This is a genomic window from Acidovorax sp. SDU_ACID1 (assembly GCF_045291395.1).
Lineage (GTDB): Bacteria > Pseudomonadota > Gammaproteobacteria > Burkholderiales > Burkholderiaceae_C > MR-S7.
Window position 1 is genome coordinate 2,363,452 of record NZ_CP152342.1, and the last position, 20,279, is coordinate 2,383,730.

23 protein-coding genes, 1 tRNA gene and 1 pseudogene are annotated in these 20,279 nt (G+C 65.4%); 10 read left to right on the forward strand and 15 right to left on the reverse strand.

Features of this window, described 5'->3' with window-relative positions; translation table 11 throughout:
- Positions 1–25: 25 nt before the first annotated feature.
- The 5 genes from AAG689_RS11570 to radC form a co-directional block, all read right to left on the reverse strand.
- The gene (locus AAG689_RS11570) at positions 26–850 is read right to left on the reverse strand and encodes a DUF932 domain-containing protein (RefSeq protein WP_406626332.1); all 825 of its coding nucleotides are present in this window, start codon (positions 848–850) and stop codon (positions 26–28) included.
- Between the two features lie 513 nt (positions 851–1,363).
- Entirely contained in the window at positions 1,364–1,834 is a 471-nt protein-coding gene (locus AAG689_RS11575) for an SRPBCC family protein (RefSeq protein WP_406626055.1), read from the reverse strand.
- A gap of 97 nt (positions 1,835–1,931) precedes the next feature.
- Entirely contained in the window at positions 1,932–2,288 is a 357-nt protein-coding gene (locus AAG689_RS11580; RefSeq protein WP_406626056.1) for a DUF2958 domain-containing protein, read from the reverse strand.
- Positions 2,289–2,581: 293 nt separating this feature from the next.
- Positions 2,582–2,974, reverse strand: a complete 393-nt coding sequence (locus AAG689_RS11585; RefSeq protein WP_406626057.1) for an ATPase — start codon at positions 2,972–2,974, stop codon at positions 2,582–2,584.
- Positions 2,975–3,251: 277 nt separating this feature from the next.
- Complete coding sequence (gene radC / locus AAG689_RS11590; protein WP_406626058.1) at positions 3,252–3,761, reverse strand: DNA repair protein RadC; 510 nt, start codon at positions 3,759–3,761, stop codon at positions 3,252–3,254.
- Positions 3,762–4,131: 370 nt separating this feature from the next.
- On the opposite strand from radC, the pseudogene AAG689_RS11595 reads away from it, so the two are divergent.
- The 7 genes and pseudogenes from AAG689_RS11595 to arsH all read left to right on the forward strand — a co-directional run bounded on the left by AAG689_RS11595 (position 4,132) and on the right by arsH (position 8,927).
- A pseudogene (locus AAG689_RS11595) lies at positions 4,132–4,460 on the forward strand (ArsR/SmtB family transcription factor).
- Positions 4,461–4,472: 12 nt separating this feature from the next.
- Positions 4,473–4,943 (forward strand): ArsI/CadI family heavy metal resistance metalloenzyme, encoded by a 471-nt coding sequence (locus tag AAG689_RS11600; protein ID WP_406626059.1) that lies wholly within the window; start codon positions 4,473–4,475, stop codon positions 4,941–4,943.
- Between the two features lie 12 nt (positions 4,944–4,955).
- Complete coding sequence (locus tag AAG689_RS11605) at positions 4,956–5,453, forward strand: arsenate reductase ArsC (protein WP_406626060.1); 498 nt, start codon at positions 4,956–4,958, stop codon at positions 5,451–5,453.
- A gap of 8 nt (positions 5,454–5,461) precedes the next feature.
- Positions 5,462–6,541 carry an ACR3 family arsenite efflux transporter gene (gene arsB / locus AAG689_RS11610; RefSeq protein ID WP_406626061.1) on the forward strand — a complete coding sequence of 360 codons (1,080 nt, stop codon included), beginning with the start codon at positions 5,462–5,464 and terminating at the stop codon, positions 6,539–6,541.
- Between the two features lie 3 nt (positions 6,542–6,544).
- On the forward strand, positions 6,545–7,762 hold the full coding sequence (locus tag AAG689_RS11615) for an MFS transporter (RefSeq protein WP_406626062.1): 1,218 nt from the start codon (positions 6,545–6,547) through the stop codon (positions 7,760–7,762).
- Between the two features lie 27 nt (positions 7,763–7,789).
- Positions 7,790–8,212 carry an arsenate reductase (glutaredoxin) gene (arsC, locus tag AAG689_RS11620; RefSeq protein WP_406626063.1) on the forward strand — a complete coding sequence of 141 codons (423 nt, stop codon included), beginning with the start codon at positions 7,790–7,792 and terminating at the stop codon, positions 8,210–8,212.
- Positions 8,205–8,927, forward strand: a complete 723-nt coding sequence (arsH, locus tag AAG689_RS11625) for an arsenical resistance protein ArsH (RefSeq protein WP_406626064.1) — start codon at positions 8,205–8,207, stop codon at positions 8,925–8,927. The genes arsC and arsH overlap by 8 nt, the downstream gene beginning before the upstream one ends.
- A 21-nt stretch (positions 8,928–8,948) precedes the next feature.
- On the opposite strand, the gene AAG689_RS11630 is transcribed toward arsH, so the two are convergent.
- From AAG689_RS11630 to thrS, 10 genes are all read right to left on the reverse strand, one after another.
- Positions 8,949–9,296 (reverse strand): DUF2200 domain-containing protein, encoded by a 348-nt coding sequence (locus AAG689_RS11630; RefSeq protein WP_406626065.1) that lies wholly within the window; start codon positions 9,294–9,296, stop codon positions 8,949–8,951.
- Between the two features lie 408 nt (positions 9,297–9,704).
- Positions 9,705–9,781, reverse strand: a tRNA-Pro gene (locus AAG689_RS11635).
- A gap of 26 nt (positions 9,782–9,807) precedes the next feature.
- Complete coding sequence (locus AAG689_RS11640; RefSeq protein WP_406626066.1) at positions 9,808–10,212, reverse strand: MerR family transcriptional regulator; 405 nt, start codon at positions 10,210–10,212, stop codon at positions 9,808–9,810.
- 98 nt (positions 10,213–10,310) lie between these two features.
- Positions 10,311–10,664 carry an integration host factor subunit alpha gene (locus AAG689_RS11645; RefSeq protein ID WP_034690144.1) on the reverse strand — a complete coding sequence of 118 codons (354 nt, stop codon included), beginning with the start codon at positions 10,662–10,664 and terminating at the stop codon, positions 10,311–10,313.
- Positions 10,661–13,087 carry a phenylalanine--tRNA ligase subunit beta gene (gene pheT, locus AAG689_RS11650; protein WP_406626067.1) on the reverse strand — a complete coding sequence of 809 codons (2,427 nt, stop codon included), beginning with the start codon at positions 13,085–13,087 and terminating at the stop codon, positions 10,661–10,663. The genes AAG689_RS11645 and pheT overlap by 4 nt, the downstream gene beginning before the upstream one ends.
- Before the next feature lie 120 nt (positions 13,088–13,207).
- Positions 13,208–14,260, reverse strand: coding sequence for a phenylalanine--tRNA ligase subunit alpha (gene pheS, locus AAG689_RS11655; RefSeq protein ID WP_020227524.1), 1,053 nt, complete (start codon positions 14,258–14,260; stop codon positions 13,208–13,210).
- A gap of 102 nt (positions 14,261–14,362) precedes the next feature.
- A complete protein-coding gene (gene rplT / locus AAG689_RS11660) occupies positions 14,363–14,722 on the reverse strand; it encodes a 50S ribosomal protein L20 (protein ID WP_005795139.1) in 360 nt (119 codons plus the stop codon).
- 26 nt (positions 14,723–14,748) lie between these two features.
- Entirely contained in the window at positions 14,749–14,952 is a 204-nt protein-coding gene (rpmI, locus tag AAG689_RS11665; RefSeq protein WP_019428895.1) for a 50S ribosomal protein L35, read from the reverse strand.
- Positions 14,953–15,133: 181 nt separating this feature from the next.
- Positions 15,134–15,736 carry a translation initiation factor IF-3 gene (gene infC / locus AAG689_RS11670; RefSeq protein WP_082176391.1) on the reverse strand — a complete coding sequence of 201 codons (603 nt, stop codon included), beginning with the start codon at positions 15,734–15,736 and terminating at the stop codon, positions 15,134–15,136.
- A 78-nt stretch (positions 15,737–15,814) separates the two neighbouring features.
- On the reverse strand, positions 15,815–17,746 hold the full coding sequence (thrS, locus tag AAG689_RS11675; RefSeq protein ID WP_406626068.1) for a threonine--tRNA ligase: 1,932 nt from the start codon (positions 17,744–17,746) through the stop codon (positions 15,815–15,817).
- Positions 17,747–18,192: 446 nt separating this feature from the next.
- On the opposite strand from thrS, the gene AAG689_RS11680 reads away from it, so the two are divergent.
- Genes AAG689_RS11680 through AAG689_RS11690 form a run of 3 tightly spaced genes read left to right on the forward strand, consistent with a single transcriptional unit; the run spans position 18,193 to position 20,248 of the window.
- Positions 18,193–19,629 carry a tyrosine-type recombinase/integrase gene (locus AAG689_RS11680; RefSeq protein WP_406626069.1) on the forward strand — a complete coding sequence of 479 codons (1,437 nt, stop codon included), beginning with the start codon at positions 18,193–18,195 and terminating at the stop codon, positions 19,627–19,629.
- Positions 19,626–19,973, forward strand: a complete 348-nt coding sequence (locus AAG689_RS11685; protein ID WP_406626070.1) for a type II toxin-antitoxin system RelE/ParE family toxin — start codon at positions 19,626–19,628, stop codon at positions 19,971–19,973. Before AAG689_RS11680 ends, AAG689_RS11685 begins: the two co-directional genes overlap by 4 nt.
- Entirely contained in the window at positions 19,970–20,248 is a 279-nt protein-coding gene (locus AAG689_RS11690; RefSeq protein ID WP_406626071.1) for a helix-turn-helix domain-containing protein, read from the forward strand. The genes AAG689_RS11685 and AAG689_RS11690 overlap by 4 nt, the downstream gene beginning before the upstream one ends.
- Positions 20,249–20,279 lie beyond the last annotated feature (31 nt).

The window sequence follows — 20,279 nt, forward strand, 5'->3', positions numbered from 1 at the left end:
GGCGGGGAAAACGTCCGAAAGGGGTTCAGGCTTTGAGGGCACGCATGCCATCGGCCAGCAGCCACAGGGCGCGGTTCAGGCGAATGTCGGAATCAATGCCTTGCACGGGCCGGGTCTGCTGGCGGCGTCCGTTGGCCGAACGGCCATGCAATCCGCCTTTGGTCAGGTTCTCCTGCGTGCGGTTGAACACGCTCCACAAATCCGGGCGGCGATCCTCGAACCGGCGCGGCATCAGAATCTGAGATTCGGTGACAGGCGCGGGCTTGTCCGGGTCGTCGTACTTGAGGGCCAGGGCCGCTCGAGCGAACACCTCGGCCTCTCCGTCATCCAGCGTGACGGTGCGCATGGCATCGCGGGAATCGCGCACGCGGTCAAAGCCGCGCAGCACCTCGAAAGCGCCCTCGATGACTTGGCCCGCCACGTCCCCTTTGTGGGGCACGCGCACATCGGCCACGGTGTCGCCACACACAAGGCCATTGCTGCAAACGAACCTGAACTGGCCCGCCAGCATCTGATAGCTGCTCGTGCCATCGTGCGAGTTCAGCAGCACGATTTCGTTGGCCTCCGCGCCGTTGATCTGGCTGGCATGGCGCAGGCGTAGCAGGTGTTTCGTGTGCTCGCGCCGCCCCTCGTTGCGTACACGGGTCTGGCACACCATGAAGGGCTGGAACCCTTCCTTGCGAAGCTCAGTCAGAACCGCCGCCGTGGGGATATAGGCGTACCGCTCGGAACGGCTTTGGTGCGGGGCATCCGCGAAGATGGACGGGGCCACCCTGCGAATCTGGTCATCGGACAGCGGGTAGTCGCTGCGCAGCGCGGGGAAGTGGGAAGCGAAACGGGTTGCAAGCATGTCGTTCTCCTGAACAAAAAGGCTGTTGAAGAAAACCGCACACCGGATTCCTAGATTCGGAGCCCAGCCTTCCGGCTGTTCGGTGCGGTCGGCACGAGGAACCCGGTTGGCCTCGTTGCCACCGTCTTTCCTGAGTTCATCGCCCGCGACGAAAGGGAGCCCGTGGACGGGGGCCGTCAAGGAAACCAGCGCAGGGTGGGTGCGGCCCGCAGGCGCAGCCGAGGACACGGCCCTGCGCGCCTTGACGGCCCACGGCCGCGGGCTACAGTCGCGGACAAGGTGATGAAGTCAGGGAAGACGGCTGGACATGGCAATGGCCTCTCAACACGCCGACCGCACGGCAAGCGAAGCGCGCAGGCCCGAAGCTGGAAGCCGGGCCGAAGGCGTCAGCCGACCAGAGGGAGGGGACGATCGAAGCCCGCAGGGGGCGAGACGCCGTGACCGCAGGGTGCGGAGGCTCGATGCGCCAGCACGAGAGCGCGACCGGCCATATCTCCCTGGCCGGGGACGCCCTTATGGAACTTGCGATTCGACGTAGACGGCGAGATGGGCCAGCGATGAATGCATGCCGACCTCATGGTCTGCCGGAGAAATACCGGCTGGAACAGCCTCGGCAATGACCGTAACGACGGTGCCGCCCTCCACGGCCTCCAGCCCCCAGCGCATCGTCATCGTCCCGGCGAACGCCGGATCGGGCGAGTCGAACTCGAACGCCTGGACGATGCGCTGCCGCGGCACCAGTTCGACAAAGCGCCCGACCACCACATCCGTGTGGGCCGTCGACTTGCCGGACGCGGCGGCAAAGGTCAGCGTCATCTGGAAGCGCCCGCCGGCGCGCGGCTCGAAGGCCTGGATCTCCATCGTCGCGCCCTCCGGCGGCAGCCACTGCGCCACGGCCTCGGGCGTCACGAAGGCTGCATACACCTTCGAAGGCAATGCCTCGATGAACCTGGACGCCGTATCACGGCGCGTCGAATCGGTCATGGCCTTCTCCAAGGGACAGCTCCAACGACACTCTAGGCGATGCGCTTCAACCCGACCGCCAAGACGGAAAAAAGGGGCATGACACCCCATGCCCGGATCAGACCACGATCCGCCCCGCCAGCCGCGCATCGCGCGCATAGGCGCTCAAGCGCTTCTCGGCGCGGAAATACAGATCACGCTCGACCGGCAACCCCAGCCGCCCGCGCACCGAAGCCAACTCGGAGAGGTCAAGCCAGCCCATTTCAGGCATCCCCAGACCCAGATCGCACAAACCGAATGCACGGTTGCCCTCAAGGTCGTCAGGATCAAGCTCGGAAATCAACCAGGTCGCGCCGGCATCCGGCGTGAACAGCTTGACCACGGGCGCCGGATCAAAATCCGGGTTCTGCAGGGATTCGCGGCCATTGGCCAGCAGCAGCGCACGCTGCTCGTCAGTGATGAGGACGTTGTTCATGTGAACTCCTGAAAGGATGCCGGGCGGAATTGCCCAGCCCCTCGGGGTCACGGCGCAGCGCAAGCGGTCAAGGGTCATGGACGGCCGCAGGCCGCCAGCGTGCAGAGCACGCGCCGCCCTTGCACGGCGAGCACGCCGTGGCACGATGGGGAGACAGCAAGCCGCCACACTCAGCCCCCAGTCCCCCTGTATTGGCAAGCACAGCGCGCAGCGCCGCAGGCGCGAAGTCCTCGCACCAGGCACCGCAGAACAAAAGCGCCGCCCCGCAGGGCGGCGCGCTGCACCGGGTGCGGTCAGCCCTCGACCGAAGCCGTCATCGCCTGCAACTGCTCGATCACGCCCGGCTCCACAAACACGCAAGCCTGCGCATCCGCGATCGGCACATTGAACACCTGCGCGAACACTGCCCGCCGAAGATGCGCCAGCCGTCCCGTGCGGTACGCCTGCTCGGGCTTCATGCGTCCACCAGCCTGGGCACCGCTGCGCTGCGGGTCACATTCGACCAACGCCACAAAGCCGTCATCCGCCAACTTCTGGTGCTCGGGACACAGGCCCCAGCCTGTCTTCGTATGGCGCTCCATGCTCGCGCGCAAACGGCGATCCAGCAGCAGATTGCCCGTGTCGAAGGCCGCGCCGCAGACCAGGCAAACGTGTTGTTCGAGGGAAACGTGTGATTTGTCGCTCATGATGGACTCCGGTTACTCGGGCGGAATTGCCCGGAACCGTCGGCCTCACGGCGCAGCGCAGCAGTCAAGGGTCAAGGACGGCCGCAGGACGCAAGCGTGCCTGCACGCGCAGCCCTTGCACTGCGAGAACGGCGTGGTACGGTGAAGGGGACTGCAAGCCGCCCACCCCGTACCTCCACCCACCCCGGTATTGCGGCAAGTGCGCGGCACGCGCAGGCACGCAAGGGCCAGAGCTGCGTCCCTCAGGCGCAGCAAAAAGGGGGCGACGCCCCCGAGGTCAAAGCAGGCCCTTCTCGGCGAACGACGTGGTGCGGCTGCCCCCGACAATGACGTGATCCACCACCTGCACGTCCACCAGCTTCAGCGCCGCCTTGAGCTGCTGGGTCATCGACTGGTCGGCCGCGCTCGGCTCGGGATTGCCGCTGGGATGGTTGTGAGAAAGGATGACTGCCGCCGCATTGGCCCGCAGCGCTGCCTTGACCACCTCGCGCGGATGCACCGATGCGCTGCTGATGGTGCCGCGGAACATCTCGGCGTATTCGATCAGGCAGAGCTGGGAATCGAGGAACAGCACCGCGAACACCTCATGCTCGAAGCCCGCCAGCTTGGCGCACAGGTATTCCTTGACCGTCGCCGGCGCAGTAAACGACGCACCGCGCTGCAGCTTGTGCTCGATGGCCTGGCGCGCGGCCTCCAGGATCTGGTCGGTGGTCGCCAGCAGGTAGCGGCCCTGTGCGTCACGCACCATCAGCGAGGCATCGAACGAGGAAAAGGACAGTTGCGACATGGTCGTGCTCCGGTTGCTCGGGCGGAATTGCCCGGAACCGTGGAGAGCACGGCGCAGCGCAAGCAGTCAGGGGTCAGGGACGGCCGCAGGACGCAAGCGTGCCTGCACGCGAAGCCCTTGAGTGCGAGAACGCCGTGCTACGGTGAAAGGGACAGCAAGACCGCCCACACCCCGCCCACTACACATCGGATATTTGGTTTTTGTCTTTTGTTTTTGGTGATTCGCAGCAAGCGCAGCGCGCAGGCCTGGATCAACGAGCTTGGCCGCAGGCGTCAGCAACTGTCTTGAAAGTCAAGCCTCGCAAGCGCGCAGGCTCCATTCAATTGAAGGCGTCTTGCCAATGATTCAATAAATGTTGTATTATCGAAATATGAATGAGACCCGAGCCGTTTCCGCCCTCGGCGCCCTGGCCCATACCCAGCGGCTGCGCGTGTTCCGCGCCCTGGTGGTCGCCGGCCCCGAGGGGCTGACGCCCAGCGTGCTGGCCGACCAGCTCGACGTGGCCCGCAACTCCCTGTCCTTCCACCTGAAGGAACTGGCCCATGCGGGCCTGGTCACCATCGAGCAGCAGGGCCGCAACCTGATCTACCGCGCCGACTTCACCCAGATGAACGGGCTGCTCGGCTACCTGACCAAGCACTGCTGCCAAGGCAGCACGTGCGAGGTCAGTGATTCCTCCCCGCCTGTACTTCCTGCTGAAAGGATTTCCCCATGAAGCGCTTCCACGTCCACCTGCACGTCGATGACCTGAACCGCAGCATCGGCTTCTATTCCCAGTTGTTCGCCGCGCAGCCGGCCCGTGTCGAGGGCGACTACGCGAAGTGGATGCTCGAAGACCCGCCGGTCAACTTCGCCATCTCCACACGCGGCAACAAGCCGGGCATCGACCACCTGGGCATCCAGACCGACGATGCCGAGGAATTGGCCGTGCTGAAAGCCCGCGCCGAGGCGGCCGACATGGCGCTGCTCGACGAAGGCACCACCACCTGCTGCTACGCGCGCAGTGAGAAGCACTGGGTCACCGATCCGCAGGGCGTGGCCTGGGAACACTTTCATACGCTGGGCAGCATCCCGGTCTTCAACGAAGCGGCGCCTGCAACGGGTTCTGCCGCAGCCTGCTGCGCCCCGGCGCGCGGCAAGCCGGTGGGCGTTGCGGTGAAGCCGGCTTCCTCCTGCTGCTGATGCGAGACATCCATGACCACCAACAAAACCTACAACGCCCTGTTCATCTGCACGGGCAACTCGGCCCGCTCCATCCTGGCCGAAGGCATCCTCAACGAATTGGGCCAGGGGCGCTTTCGCGCCTACTCGGCGGGCAGCCACCCCAAGGGCGAAGTCCATCCGCTGGCACTCGCCACGCTGGAGCGGCTGCACATGCCGACCGCCGGCTACCGCAGCAAGAACTGGGACGAGTTCGCGGCACCCGGTGCGCCGGAGCTGGATTTCATCTTCACGGTCTGCGACAACGCCGCCGGCGAGGTCTGCCCCGTGTGGCCGGGACGGCCGATGTCGGCGCACTGGGGCGTGCCCGACCCTGCGGCCGCCGAAGGCACCGACGAGCAGAAGCGCAAGGCATTCACGGATGCGGCGCTGACGCTGCGCCGGCGCATCGAGCTGTTCCTGTCGCTGCCATTGCAGCGCCTGGATGCCATGTCGCTGCAGCACGAGTTGCGCGACATCGGCAAGCAATGAGGATGGGTATGCCTACACAAGCCGCAACGGCCTGCCGCACGCCGGCCGCATCCTCCATGTCTGCCTTCGAGCGCTATCTGACGCTGTGGGTGTTTCTGTGCATCGTGCTGGGCGTGGCCTTGGGCCAGTTCGCGCCGGGCGTGTTCCAGGCCATTGGCCGCCTTGAAGTCGCCCAGGTCAACCTGCCGGTCGGCATCCTGATCTGGGTGATGATCATCCCGATGCTGCTCAAGGTGGACTTCGGCGCATTGGGCCAGGTCAAGCAGCACTGGCGTGGAATCGGCGTGACGCTGTTCATCAACTGGGCCGTCAAGCCGTTCTCCATGGCCCTGCTGGGCTGGCTGTTCATCCGGCATGTCTTTGCCGCGTGGCTCCCCGCCGATCAACTGGACAGCTACATCGCCGGCCTGATCCTGCTGGCCGCTGCGCCCTGCACGGCCATGGTCTTCGTCTGGAGCCGGCTGACCGGCGGCGATCCGGTGTTCACACTGTCGCAGGTGGCGCTGAACGACACCATCATGGTGTTTGCCTTCGCGCCCATTGTCGGCCTGCTGCTGGGCCTGTCGTCCATCACCGTGCCCTGGGACACGCTGCTGGTATCGGTCGGCCTGTACATCGTGATTCCCGTCATCCTGGCCCAGCTTTGGCGCCGTGCGCTGCTGAGCAAGGGCCAGGCCGCCTTCGACCGGGCGCTGGAGCGCATCGGCCCGCTGTCGATCGCGGCGCTGCTGCTCACGCTGGTGCTGCTGTTCGCCTTCCAGGGCGAGGCCATCCTGCGTCAGCCGCTGGTGATCGCCATGCTGGCCGTGCCGATCCTGATCCAGGTGTTCCTCAATTCCGGCCTGGCCTATTGGCTCAACCGCAAAGCAGGCGAACAGCACAGCATTGCCTGCCCCTCGGCCCTGATCGGCGCCTCCAACTTCTTCGAGCTGGCGGTGGCCGCCGCCATCAGCCTGTTCGGCTTCCAGTCCGGTGCGGCGCTGGCCACCGTGGTAGGCGTGTTGATCGAGGTGCCGGTGATGCTGCTGGTCGTGCGGATCGTCAACCAAAGCAAGGGCTGGTACGAAGCCGGTGCCCGCAGGGGTTGACCCGTGGCAGGCGCACCCGCCCGGGTTGTCGGTTCATTAGGCGTCGCGCAGACACTGGCCTGGGGGTCTTCGTACTACCTGCCGGCCATGCTGGCGGCGCCGATGGCCCGGGAGCTGGGCGTGACCACGCCCTCTGTCTATGCGGCATTCTCAGGCGCCCTGGTGGCCTCGGCGCTGGTCGGGCCGCTGGCCGGCCACGCGATTGACCGCCATGGTGGCCGCATCGTTCTGGTCGGCACCAGCCTGCTGTTCGCCTTGGGCCTGGCCATGCTGGGCCTCGCCCCAGGGCCTTGGATGATGGTGGCCGCCTGGCTGGTCATCGGCGTGGCGATGGGGGCGGGTCTGTACGAGGCCGCGTTCTCCAGTCTGGTACGGCTCTACGGCCGCGATGCCCGCAGCGCGATCACCGGCATTACGCTGATCGCGGGCTTTGCCAGCACGGTGGGATGGCCGCTGTCGGCGTGGATGGAAGTGCAGTTTGGCTGGCGGGGCGCCTGCCTTGGCTGGGCGGCCATCCACCTGTTGCTCGGGCTGCCGCTGAATGCCTGGCTACCGCGCACGGCGGTCGCGGCCAAGGCGGATGGGCCGCAAGCTGAAGTACGGGCCGAAGATCAGACACCTCCCGTTTCTGCAGCGCCCGCTACACAAACCCCGCCGGGAATGGTCACTGTGATCCTGGCCTTTGTCTTTGCCACGACCTGGTTCATCAGCACGGCCGTCGCCACGCACCTGCCCCGGATGCTGGAGGCCACGGGGATGACGCTGGCGGTGGCCGTCGGCATCGGCGCGTTGATCGGGCCGGCGCAGGTGGCCGCGCGGATGCTGGAGTTTGGCTTTCTGCGCAACGTCCATCCGCTACTGTCGGCGCGACTGGCGACGCTGGCCCATCCCATTGGCGCGGCGGTCTTGCTGACGGCGGGGCCTGCGCTCGCCTCGGTGTTCGCCGTCCTGCACGGCGCGGGCAACGGCATTCTGACCATCGCCAAGGGCACTTTGCCGCTCGCGCTGTTCGGCGCGCAGGGCTATGGCGCCCGCCAAGGCTGGCTGATGCTGCCGGCACGGGTGGCGCAGGCCCTGGCTCCATTTCTATTCGGATTGGCCCTCGATGCCTGGGGAGCCAGCGCCCTGTGGCTTTCCAGCGCCATCGGCACCGCTGCATTCGCGGCCTTGATACTGCTGCGAACACCGCCCACACCGTCGCCGGCCCATCAGCCCGGCTGAGTTTTGCATTCTGTCTCTGGAGGCTTTATGAGCAACATTACCATCTACCACAACCCCGCCTGCGGCACGTCGCGCAATGTGCTGGCCCTGATCCGCAACAGCGGCGAGGAGCCCAAGATCATCGAGTACCTGAAAACCCCGCCCGACCGGGCGACGCTGACGGCGCTGATCGCCGCGATGGGTGTGCCCGTGCGCGCCGTACTGCGCGAGAAGGGCACGCCCTACGCGGAGCTGGGCCTGGACGATCCGAAATGGAGCGACGAACAGTTGATCGATTTCATGCTCCAGCACCCCATCCTCATCGACCGCCCCATCGTGGCCACGCCCTTGGGCACGCGCCTGTGCCGGCCGTCGGAGACCGTACTGGACATCCTGCCGCAGCCGCAGCGCGGCGCGTTCAACAAGGAAGACGGCGAGGCGGTCGTGAACGCGGAGGGCCGCCGTGTCTGAGCCCCGCATGAACCTGCCCCACCTCGACCCCGCGCTGTTCCGGCAGCCCGATACGCAGCAGCTCTTTGCGCCCCAGCGCGCCACGCATGCGCCGCGCTTTCTGCTGCTCTACGGCTCGCTGCGCGAGCGCTCGTTCAGCCGCCTGGCGGCCGAGGAAGCGGCCCGCATCCTGCGCGCGCTCGGCGGCGAGACGCGGATGTTCAACCCCTCGGGCCTGCCGCTGGTGGACGACGCGCCCGCCGATCACCCCAAGGTCAAGGAACTGCACGAGCTGGCCCAATGGGCCGAGAGCATGGTGTGGAGTTCACCCGAGCGCCACGGCGCCATGACCGGCCTGATGAAGACGCAGATCGACTGGATTCCGCTGTCGGCCGGCGCGGTGCGCCCCACCCAGGGCAAGACGCTGGCGGTGATGCAGGTCTCGGGCGGCTCGCAGTCCTTCAACGCCGTCAACCAGATGCGCGTGCTGGGCCGCTGGATGCGCATGCTGACCATCCCCAACCAGTCTTCGGTCGCCAAGGCTTACCAAGAGTTCGATGAGGCCGGGCGCATGAAACCATCGGCCTACTACGACCGCATCGTGGACGTGATGGAGGAGCTGATGAAGTTCACGTTGCTCACGCGCGATGCCGCGCCTTACCTGGTCGACCGCTACAGCGAGCGCAAGGAAAGCGCGGAGGCGTTGAGCCGGCGCGTTCAGCAAGCGGCGATCTGACGAACACGCCGCTCGTCCGCGTCATCGCAGAATCTTCTCCATGGCCTTGCCCTTGGCCAGTTCGTCGATCAGCTTGTCCAGGTAGCGGATCTTCTGCATCAACGGGTCTTGGACTTCCTCCACACGCACACCGCATACGACGCCCTTGATGAGCGCCGCATTCGGATGGATGGCCGGCGCCTGGGCGAAGAATGTCTTGAAGTCTCTGTGCTGGTCGATATGCGCGTCCAGCCCGGCTTGGTCGTAGCCCGTCAGCCAGCGGATGATCTGGTCCACCTCGTCCTTGGTGCGCCCCTTGCGCTCCGCCTTCTGAACGTAGAGCGGATACACGGACGAGAACGCTGTCGTGAAAATTCGATGCTCAGCCATCTTCATTGCTCCTGCGAAACGAAGGGGGACGGCGAACAGCCAGACGACGGCATGGAGGAGGATTCGCCAGACGCTGTCTGGCAAATGGACTCAATTGTCGTATCAGCGATACGACTATCCGCCAGACATCCAGGCACTCCCATTGCTTCGTGAGGTGCGAAGCCTTGCCTTTAGGGTACATCGGCACAAAGCACCACAGGGTTGGTGTCATCTGGCCAGCATGGGCAAACAACTGCAGCGAGCCCGGGCAAAACCTAAGGTGTCTCACGCACCCCACAGGCCTTGACAATCCGCGGGGGCTCAATCCGGTTTACCCCTCGGTTTACCCCTCAGCCCAAAACGCCCTCGGACAAAGAAAAACGGGTTACGGCATTTCTGCTGTAACCCGTTGATTTCATTGAGAAAAAATGGTCGGCGTGGCGGGATTCGAACTCGCGACCCCTTGCACCCCATGCAAGTGCGCTACCAGGCTGCGCTACACGCCGACAAGACTTAGATTGTATATCGAAAATCAGGCCCGAAAAAGAAGTGAGCGAATTTCTTCCAATTCTTTGCGCAGTGCCGCAGCGCTGAGGGCGAGCGGCCCCGCCAGCGCACCGGCCGCGGCCTCCTGCGGCAGCTCCGGCGGCACGTTGTCGCGGGCGGCCTCCTTGTGCTCGTGCGCCAGCTCCTGCAGGCGGTTGCGCGCGCCGCTGATGGTGAAGCCCTGGTCGTACAGCAGCTCGCGTATGCGCCGGATCATGAGCACCTCGTGGTGCTGGTAGTAGCGGCGGTTGCCGCGCCGCTTCATGGGGCGCAGCTGCGTGAACTCCTGCTCCCAGTACCGCAAGACATGCGGCTTGACGCCGCACAGCTCGGCCACTTCCCCGATGGTGAAGTAGCGCTTGGCCGGGATGGGAGGCAGCGGTGTGCTCATGGACTCACGAAGGATGCGGTAAAGCCCGCAAGCGTACTGCACCCGCGCGCCCTGCGCCATACGGCGCGGGGCAATCCTTCACGGGCATGGACAAAAGCTCACGTTTTGGGCGTGCCCTGGATCTGCTCCTTGAGCTTGCTGCTGGCGTGGAAGGTCACCACGCGCCGCGCCTCGATCGGGATGGATTCGCCCGTGCGCGGATTGCGCCCGGGGCGCGGCGCCTTGGTGCGGATCTGGAAGTTGCCGAAGCCCGAGAGCTTGACGTCCTGCCCGTCCACGAGGCTTTGCGCGATCAGGTCGAAGAACGCGTCCACCATGTCCTTGGATTCGCGCTTGTTCAGGCCGATGTGCTCGAAGAGCAGATCGGCCAGCTGGGCCTTGGTCAGCGCGGGAGACTCCAGGCTCTCCACCGCGAACTCGACCATCGCTCCTGGTTCCATGCCCAAAGTCATCGCAGCCTCGCTCCCGTGTGTTGCGCCAAAGCCTGCAGCACGGCCTGCACGGCCGTGTCGATCTCGGCGTCCGTCAGCGCGGCGGCGTCGCTGCCCAGCGTCAGGCGGATGGCGAGGCTCTTCTCGCCCTGTGCCAGGCCGCCCGTGGACGTGCCCTGCGGCCGGAAGACGTCGAACAGCACGCACGAGCGCAGCAGTTCGCCGGGCAAGGCCGCCTCCGCGGCGCGCACCACCTCGCCGTGCGTGACGCGCTCGGCCACGACCACCGCGATGTCGCGCTCGACGAGCTGGCGCTTGGCCACCGGCTTGAAGCTGGGCACCGGGCGGCGCTGCACGGCCTCCAGCTCCAGCTCGAACAGCATGGGCGCGCCGGGCAGGTCCCACGACTGGCGCCAGCGCGGGTGCAGCTCGCCGACGAAGCCGATGGCCCGGCCGTCCAGCAGCACGCGGGCGCAGCGGCCGGGGTGCAGCGCGGGGTGCTCGGCCGGCTCAAAGGTGGGACGCAGCGGCGCGAGCAGCGCCTCCACGTCGCCCTTGGCGTCGTAGAAGTCCACGGCCTTGTCCTTGCGGCCCCACTGCAGCGCGTCCTGCGCGCCGTAGGCCAGCGCGGCCACGCGCATGGGCTGCGACACACCTTCGACGGTGCTGTCGGTGTTCTGCACGCCCGCATCGCGCAGGAAGACGCGGCCCAGCTCGAACACGCGCACGCGGCCGGCCTTGCGGTCCAGGTTGAACTTGAGCACCTGCAAGAGCGAGCCCAGCAGCGACGAGCGCATCACGCTCAACTGGCTGGCGATGGGGTTGAGCAGCTTGATGGGCGCGGCGTTGCCGGCCAGCTCGCTCTCCCAGCGCTCTTCCACGAAGCTGAAGTTGATCGTTTCCTGGTAGCCCAGCGCGGCCAGCTCGCGGCGCACCGCGAAGCTGCTGCGGCGCGACTCCTGGCGCAGCTTGGGCGTGATGGGTGCCAGCGGCGGCGTGGTGGGCAGGGTGTTGTAGCCCACGATGCGGGCCACTTCCTCGATCAGGTCTTCCTCCAGGCGCAGGTCGAAGCGGAACGACGGCGGCGTGACGGTCACCGCGCCCTCCTCCTGCGCCACCGGCAGGCCCAGGCGCTGCAGCGCGTCCACGCACTGCGCCTGCGTGAGCGGCATGCCGATCACCTTGGCGGCGCGGGCCACGCGCATGCGCACCGGCGCCTGGGCGGGGACGTTGACGCGCTGGTCGTCGATGGGGCCCAGAGCCGTCTCGGGTGTGCCGCAGATGTCGATGACGAGCTGGGTGATGCGCTCGATGTGCTCCACGGTCAGCTCGGGATCCACGCCGCGCTCGAAGCGGTGGCCCGCGTCGGTGGAGAAGTTGTAGCGGCGCGAGCGGCCCGCGATGGCCTCGGGCCACCAGAAGGCGGCTTCCACGTAGATGTGGCGCGTGTCGTCGGTCACGGCCGTGGCGTCGCCGCCCATGATGCCGGCGAGCGACTCCACCTGGGCGGCGTCGGCGATCACGCCAACCTTCTCGTCCACGGTGACGGTGTTGCCGTTGAGCAGCTTGAGCGGCTCACCCACCCTGCCCCAGCGCACGTCGAGGCCGCCGTGGATCTTGTCCAGGTCGAAGATGTGCGAGGGCCGGCCCAGCTCGAACATCACGTAGTTGGAGATGTCCACCAGCGGCGCCACGCTGCGCTGGCCGCAGCGCGCGAGGCGGTCCACCATCCACTGCGGCGTCTGCGCGCGCGGGTTGACGTTGCGCACCACGCGGCCGGAGAAGCGCCCGCACAGGTCGGGCGCGCTCACGCGCACCGGCAGGCGGTCGCCGATGGTGGCGGCCACGGGCGGGAACTGCGGCGCCTTCAAAGGCGCGCCAGTCAGCGCGGAGACTTCGCGCGCGACGCCGTAGACGCTCAGGCAATGCGCGAGGTTGGGCGTGAGCTTGAGGGTGAACAGCGTGTCGTCGAGCTGCAGGTAGGCGCGGATGTCCTGGCCCAGCGGCGCGTCGGCAGGCAGCTCCAGCAGGCCGCCGTGGTCTTCGGACAGCTTCAGCTCGCGCGCGGAGCACAGCATGCCGTGGCTTTCCACACCGCGCAGCTTGCCGATCTTGATGAGGAAGGGCTTGCCGTCCTCGCCAGGGGGCAGCTCGGCGCCCACCATGGCGCAGGGCACCTTGATGCCCACCCGCGCATTGGGCGCGCCGCAGACGATGGTGAGCAGGCCGCCCTGCCCCACGTCCACCTGGCACACGCGCAGGCGGTCGGCGTCGGGGTGCTGCACGGCCTCCTTGATCTCGCCCACGACGATCTTCGTGAACGGCGGGGCCACGGGCCGCAGTTCCTCGACCTCCAGCCCCGCCATCGTCAGGGTGTCGGCCAGCTCTTGGGTGGTCAGGGGCGGGTTGCAGAACTCGCGCAACCAGGATTCAGGAAATTGCATAGTCGGATTCTTTGGCGTGCTCTTGAAAAGAGAGCTGCTTGCGCTCGATGGGCCTTGTTTTCAATAGGAAAACATGCTCAAACCCTTTGCTGGCAAGCGCTGGCAGCTCACTTTCTTGCATTACTGGAACTGGGACAGGAAGCGGACGTCGCCGTCGAAGAACAGGCGCAGGTCGTTCACGCCATAGCGCAGCATGGTCAGCCGGTCCGGCCCCATGCCGAAGGCGAAGCCGATGAAGCGCTCCGGGTCCAGCCCCATGTTGCGCACCACGTTCGGGTGCACCTGGCCGCTGCCTGCGACCTCCAGCCAGCGGCCGGCCAGCGGACCGCTCTGGAACTGGATGTCGATCTCCGCGCTGGGCTCGGTGAACGGGAAGAAGCTGGGCCGAAAGCGCAGCACGAGGTCGTCGCTCTCGAAGAAGGTCTTGCAAAAGCCCGTGAACACGACCTTCAGATCCTTGAAGCTCACGTTCTCGCCGATCCACAGGCCCTCGCACTGGTGGAACATGGGCGAGTGCGTGGCGTCCGAGTCCACGCGGTAGGTGCGGCCCGGCGCGATCACGCGGATCTCGGGCATGGGCTGGCCCGCGTCGATCAGGTGGCGGTATTTCTTGACGTGCTGCACGGCGTAGCGCACCTGCATCGGGCTGGTGTGCGTGCGCAGCAGGTGGGGCGCCTCGGGCGTGCCGCCCTCGACGTAGAAGGTGTCGTGCATGGAACGCGCCGGGTGGTCCTCGGGCGTGTTCAGCGCGGTGAAGTTGAACCAGTCGGTCTCGATCTCGGGGCCGTCGGCCACGTCGAAACCCATGGAGCCGAAGATGCCCTCGATGCGCTCGAGCGTGAGCGACACGGGGTGCAGACCGCCGCGCCCCTGCCTGCGGCCGGGCAGCGTCACGTCCAGCGCCTCGGCCTGGAGCTGGCGCTGCAGTTCGGCGTCGGCCAGTTGCTGGCGGCGCTCGGTCAGCAGCGCCTCCACGCCCTGCTTGGCCACGTTGATCGCCGCGCCGCGCGTCTTCTTCTCCTCGGGCGAGAGCTGCGCCATGCCCTTCATCAGCTCGGTCAGGCGGCCCGACTTGCCCAGGAACAGCGCCTTGGCGTTCTCCAGATCGGCGGGGGTTGCGGCCTGCGCGAACGCTTCGCGCGCGCCTTGCACCAGGGAATCCAACTCGTTCATATCGACTCTTGAAAAAGAAACAAGGGCTAGCGCCTTTTCAAGCCCTAGCCCTTGCTGTTTGAGCGCTGCCAGCTATGAAAATCATAGCCGGCAGTCGTGAACTCAAGCGGCCAGCTTGGCCTTGACTTGCTCCACGATGCTGCCGAAGGCAGCCTTGTCATGCACCGCGAGGTCGGCCAGCATCTTGCGGTCGATCTCGATGGATGCCTTCTTCAGGCCGTTGGCGAACTGGCTGTAGGTCAGGCCCAGTTCACGGGCAGCGGCGTTGATACGGGCGATCCACAGCTGGCGGAACACGCGCTTCTTGGTACGGCGGTCACGGTAGGCGTATTGCCCAGCCTTCATCACCGCCTGCTTGGCGATGCGGAAGACGTTGCCGCGGCGGCCGCGGAAACCCTTGGCCAGAGCCAGAACCTTCTTGTGACGGGCGCGTGCCGTTACACCACGTTTGACGCGAGGCATGTGTTTTCTCCTTGTTCGTCAGTGAATTACAGGCCAGCCATGGGCAGCATCTGCGCGATGTGACCCATGTTGGTCTCATGCACAGCAACCGCACCGCGCAGGTGGCGCTTGTTCTTGGTGGTCTTCTTGGTCAGGATGTGACGCTTGAAGGCTTGACCGCGCTTGACGGTACCACCCGGACGAACGCGAAAACGCTTCTTCGCGCTGCTCTTGGTCTTCATTTTGGGCATGTGAATGCTCCTTATGGTTGTGCTCGTGAGGCGTTTGCACACCGCTGTGCAACCTTGTTGGCCCCGAGCCACTTCTAAAAAACGGCCAGGCTTCGCAGCCCTGCCGTGCGGCGGCGCTTGCGCGCCGCCTATCGGCGGCCAGAGCCCTCTTGCGAAGGCCTCGCCGCCAAATCCCTGTGCATCAGGCGCCTGCCTGCGCCCCTTCCGCCGCGGGCTTGCCCGCCGCAGGCTTCTTGCGCGCCGGCGCGATCATCATGATCATCTGCCGGCCTTCGAGCTTCGGAAACTGCTCGACGACGATCGTGTCGGCCAGGTCGTCGCGCAGCCGGTTGAGCAGCGCCAGACCCAGTTCCTGGTGCGTGATCTCGCGGCCGCGGAAGCGCAGCGTGATCTTGCACTTGTCGCCCTCCGCGAGGAAGCGGCGGATGTTGCGCAGCTTTATGTTGTAGTCGCCGTCGTCCGTGCCGGGGCGGAACTTCACTTCCTTGATCTCGATGACCGTCTGCTTGGCCTTGGCCTCGGCCGCCTTCTTCTGCTCCTGGTACTTGAACTTGCCATAGTCCATCAGGCGGCAGACCGGCGGATTCGCGGTGGCTGCAATCTCGACCAGATCGACGTCCAGTTCGCCCGCCATGCGCAAAGCCTCTTGCAGGCTCACGATGCCCAGAGGTTCATTGTCCGGGCCGGACAAGCGCACTTCGGGCGCCATGATTTCACGGTTCAGGCGGTGCTTGCGCTCTTCACGCTGGCGACGATCACGAAATTCGGTAGCGATGGTTCTCACCCTTGATCAAAAATACTACAAAAAGCGTAGCTGCTCACGCACCCGCGGCGCGCACCAAAGCGTGCTTTGACACAACACTCAGACTTTGGAGGCGATGTCCTGTGCGATCAGGTCGACAAAGGCGTCGACGGACATCACGCCGAGGTCCTTGTTACCCCGGGCGCGCACTGCCACAGCGCCGGCCGCCTTCTCCTTGTCGCCCGCGACGAGGATGTAAGGGAGCTTTTGCAGTGCATGCTCCCGTATTTTATACGTGATCTTTTCATTGCGCAGATCAGTCACCACCCTAAGGTCTTGATTCGGCAGTGCTTTTTGCAGCTTTGCGGCGATTTCGCGACAGTAGTCGGACTGAGCGTCGGTGATGTTGAGCACCGCCACCTGCACGGGCGCCAGCCAGACGGGCAGCGCACCCGCGTGCTGCTCGATCAGGATGCCGATGAAACGCTCCAGGCTGCCCACGATGGCCCGGTGCAGCATCACGGGGCGGTGGCGCCCGCCGTCCTCGCCCACGTACTCGGCATCGAGCCGCTCGGGCATGGAGAAATCCACCTGCATGGTGCCGCACTGCCACTGGCGCCCGATGGCGTCCTTGAGCGTGTATTCGATCTTCGGCCCGTAGAAGGCGCCGTCGCCCGGAGCGATCTCGAAGGCGCAGCCCGACGCGCGCAGGCTTTCCATCAGCGCGTGCTCGGCCTTGTCCCAGCTCTCGTCGGAGCCGATGCGCGCCTCGGGGCGCGTCGCCACCTTGTAGATGATGTCCGTGAAGCCGAAGTCCTTGTAGACCTTCTGCAGCAGCGCCGTATAGGCCGTGCATTCGGCCAGGACGTGGTCCTCCGTGCAGAAGATGTGGCCGTCGTCCTGCGTGAAGCCGCGCACGCGCATGATGCCGTGCAGGCCGCCCGTGGGCTCGTTGCGGTGGCACTGGCCGAACTCGCCGTAGCGCAGCGGCAGGTCGCGGTAGCTCTTGATCCCCTGCTTGAAGATCAGGATGTGGCCGGGGCAGTTCATCGGCTTGAGCGCGTAGTCGCGCTTCTCGCTCTCCGTGACGAACATGTTCTCGCGGTACTTGTCCCAGTGGCCCGTCTTCTCCCACAGCGTCTTGTCGAGGATCTGCGGCCCCTTGACCTCCTGGTAGCCGTTGTCGCGGTACACGCGGCGCATGTACTGCTCCACCTGCTGCCACAGCGTCCAGCCCTTGGGGTGCCAGAACACCGTGCCGGGCGAATGCTCGTCGATGTGGAACAGGTCCAGTTCGCGCCCGAGCTTGCGGTGGTCGCGCTTCTCGGCCTCCTCCAGCATCGTGAGGTACTGCTGCAGCTCTTCCTTCGTGGCCCAGGCCGTGCCGTAGATGCGCTGCAGCATCTCGTTGCGGTGGTCGCCGCGCCAGTAGGCGCCCGCGACCTTCATGAGCTTGAAGTGCTTGAGCTTGCCGGTGCTCGGCACGTGCGGCCCGCGGCACAGGTCCTCGAAGCCACCCTCGCGGTACAGGCTCACCTCCTCGTTCGTCGGGATGCTGGCGATGATCTCGGCCTTGTAGTGCTCGCCGATGCTCTTGAAATACGCCACGGCCTCGTCGCGTGGCAGCACGCGGCGCACGACCGGCTCGTCTTTCGCAGCCAGCTCGCCCATGCGCTTTTCGATCGCCACGAGATCCTCGGGCGTGAACGGGCGCTTGTACGAGAAGTCGTAGTAGAAGCCGTTCTCGATCACGGGACCGATGGTGACCTGGGCATCCGGGAAAAGCGCCTTCACCGCGTAGGCCAGCAAGTGCGCTGTGGAGTGGCGGATCACATCCAGCCCGTCCGCATCCTTGGCCGTCACGATGGACAAGGGGCTGTCCTGCGTGATCCGGTAGCTCGTGTCGACCACCTGCGCCTCGTTGCCAGCGCCCACCTTGCCGGCCAGCGCCGCCTTGGCCAAGCCCGAGCCAATGGAAGCGGCCACCTCGGCCACCGTCACCGGGCCGGGAAACTCGCGCTGCGAACCATCGGGAAGCGTGATGTGAATCATGGTGTGGGAATCCTTGTCAAAACCTTGGGGTGAGGTCGCGCCTTCCGTATCCTGAAAAGCAAAAAGCGCGGAACACGGTCCGCGCTTTCGATATGAGAAATCTCGTGCAGGCGCGAACGGCCGGCCTCAGCGGCTGGCAGACATCTCCGTCGTAGTTCGCGGCGTCATAACCAGATTGCCTTTCTCACCCTTGTGCGTTGCAGAGTCTTGCATTCTAACCTGACTTGCCGATGGGCATATTTCCAGCACGCAAAACAAAACGCGCCGGGCTTTGAAGCGCCAGCGCGTTTGCTTTTATCTGGGGCTGATGGGACTCGAACCCACGACGACAGGAATCACAATCCTTGATTCTTAACATTTTCCCATGTTGATGAGCGCAGATATAATCAATACACATCAACAACTTACACCAATATGACTGGATGAAAGAGTAGCCAATACGTTGATTGAAATTCCACAGAATTGGGAATTTTTGGCTACATGGTGGCTACATGGACCTCCGTGTAGCCAAAATCACGGGAGCAATCAACATGGCACGACCAAAGAAAAGCGAAGCCCCAGACCTTACCAACCGGGTGAATCTGACCGCTGGCGCAATTGAGCGCCTGGCCTGCCCGGCTGGCAAGCAGCAGGCATTCATGCGCGACAGCGAAGTGCCCGGCCTGCGCGTGCGGGTAACTGCTGCTGGTGCGAAGTCGTTTGTCTATGAGGCCAAGCTGAACCGGCAAACCATCCGCCGCACCATTGGGGACGTGAAGCTGTGGAGCATTGAGCAGGCCCGCGCCGAAGCCCGCCGCCTTGCCGTGGTATTGGATGGCGGGCAAGACCCCCGAGAGATTGAGCGCCAGCAACAAGCCGAAAAGGCTGAACAGAAGGCCGCAGCCGCTGTCCAGGCCGCAACCGTGGGCGATGTATGGGCTGCCTACGTTGAAGCCCGTCGTCCGCACTGGGGAGAACTACACCTACGTGATAACGTGGGCATGATGGCCCCAGGAGGCGAGCACAAGAAGCGCGGCAAAGGTATCACCGAACCGGGGCCGCTCGCACACTTCGCGCCACTGCGCCTAGCCGATGTCACAGCCGAGGCCATCCAAGCATGGGCCGATAGTGAATCACGCACGCGCCCTACTCGCGCCCGGCTGGGGCTGCACTTGTTCCATGCGTTTTTGAACTGGTGCAGCGAACAACCGAGATATGCCGCCCTGGTGCCAGACAAGAACCCTGCCCGCAACCGCCGCGCCCGCGAAGCACTGGGCAAGCCACGCGCAAAACAAGATGCGCTGCTGAAAGAGCAACTGCCAGCCTTTTTCCAAGCCATACAAGGCCTGCGAAGCCCCGCCGTTCGCGCCTACCTGCTGGCGCTGCTGCTGACAGGTGCTCGCCCTGGCGAACTGCTGGCGCTGCGCTGGGAGGAGGTGAACACCACATGGAAGGGCCTGACCATCCGGGACAAGGACGCCAGCAAAGGCGGAGCTGATGGTGTGCGCGTCATTCCTTTGACGCCCTATGTCTGGCACCTGCTGGCTCCCCTGCCCCGCCGTAGCGAATGGGTGTTTTCAAGCGAAACCCTGCCCCAGCCCACAAGCCGCCCGCATCGGCGCCTAGCCGACGCCTGCGCCGTGGCGGGAATCGACGGCCTGACGCTGCATGGCCTGCGCCGCAGCTTTGGCACCTTGTCGGAGTGGCTAGAGTTGCCCGCTGGCGTGGTGGCGCAAATTCAAGGCCACAAGCCCAGCGCCACGGCGGAAAAGCATTACCGCGTCCGCCCGCTCGACCTGCTGCGTGTTCATCATGAGCGCCTAGAGGGGTGGATTCTGGAACAGGCAGGCGTGCAGTTCGACGCCAAGGCCGAGCCCGGCAAGCTGAAAGTGGTTACGGCATGAAATCGCAAAAAAGAGATAATACGGAGACTTGGACGGTAGCGCTTCACCCGCTGGCTGAGCCGGAGTTGCTGGCCTTGCCCGCTGACATGCAGGCCCGGTTTCTGCACATAGCCGAGATGCTGGAAACGTTTGGCCCGCAGCGCGTGGGCCTGCCGCATATCCGCCCGCTGGAAAGCAAGCTGTGGGAGATGCGGATGCAGGGCCGCGACGGCATTGCCCGCGCCGTGTACGCCGCCGTCCAAGGCCGCCGCCTGCTGGCGCTGCATGCGTTCGTGAAGAAGACGCAGACCACGCCGCGCGGCGCGATTGAAACCGCTCTGAAACGACTGGAGGCGCACCAATGAAGACGCTCAAAGCCTTGAAGGCCGAACTGCTGGTCAACCCGGAAACCCGCGCCGAGTATGAAGCCCAGGCCGAAGAATTTGCGATTGCCCGCGAACTGATTGCAGCGCGCACCCGCGCCGGGCTGACACAGGCGGACGTGGCCGAACGCATGGGCACCACGCAAAGCACTGTCGCCCGGCTGGAGGGCGGCAAAGCTACGCCGTCGCTGCGCAGCGTGCAGCGCTATGCCCATGCCATCGGCTGCCGCGCCGTGGTGCGCCTGGAGCGCGTCTGAGTTTTCGCCCCAGCCGCGCCTGGCAAACGAC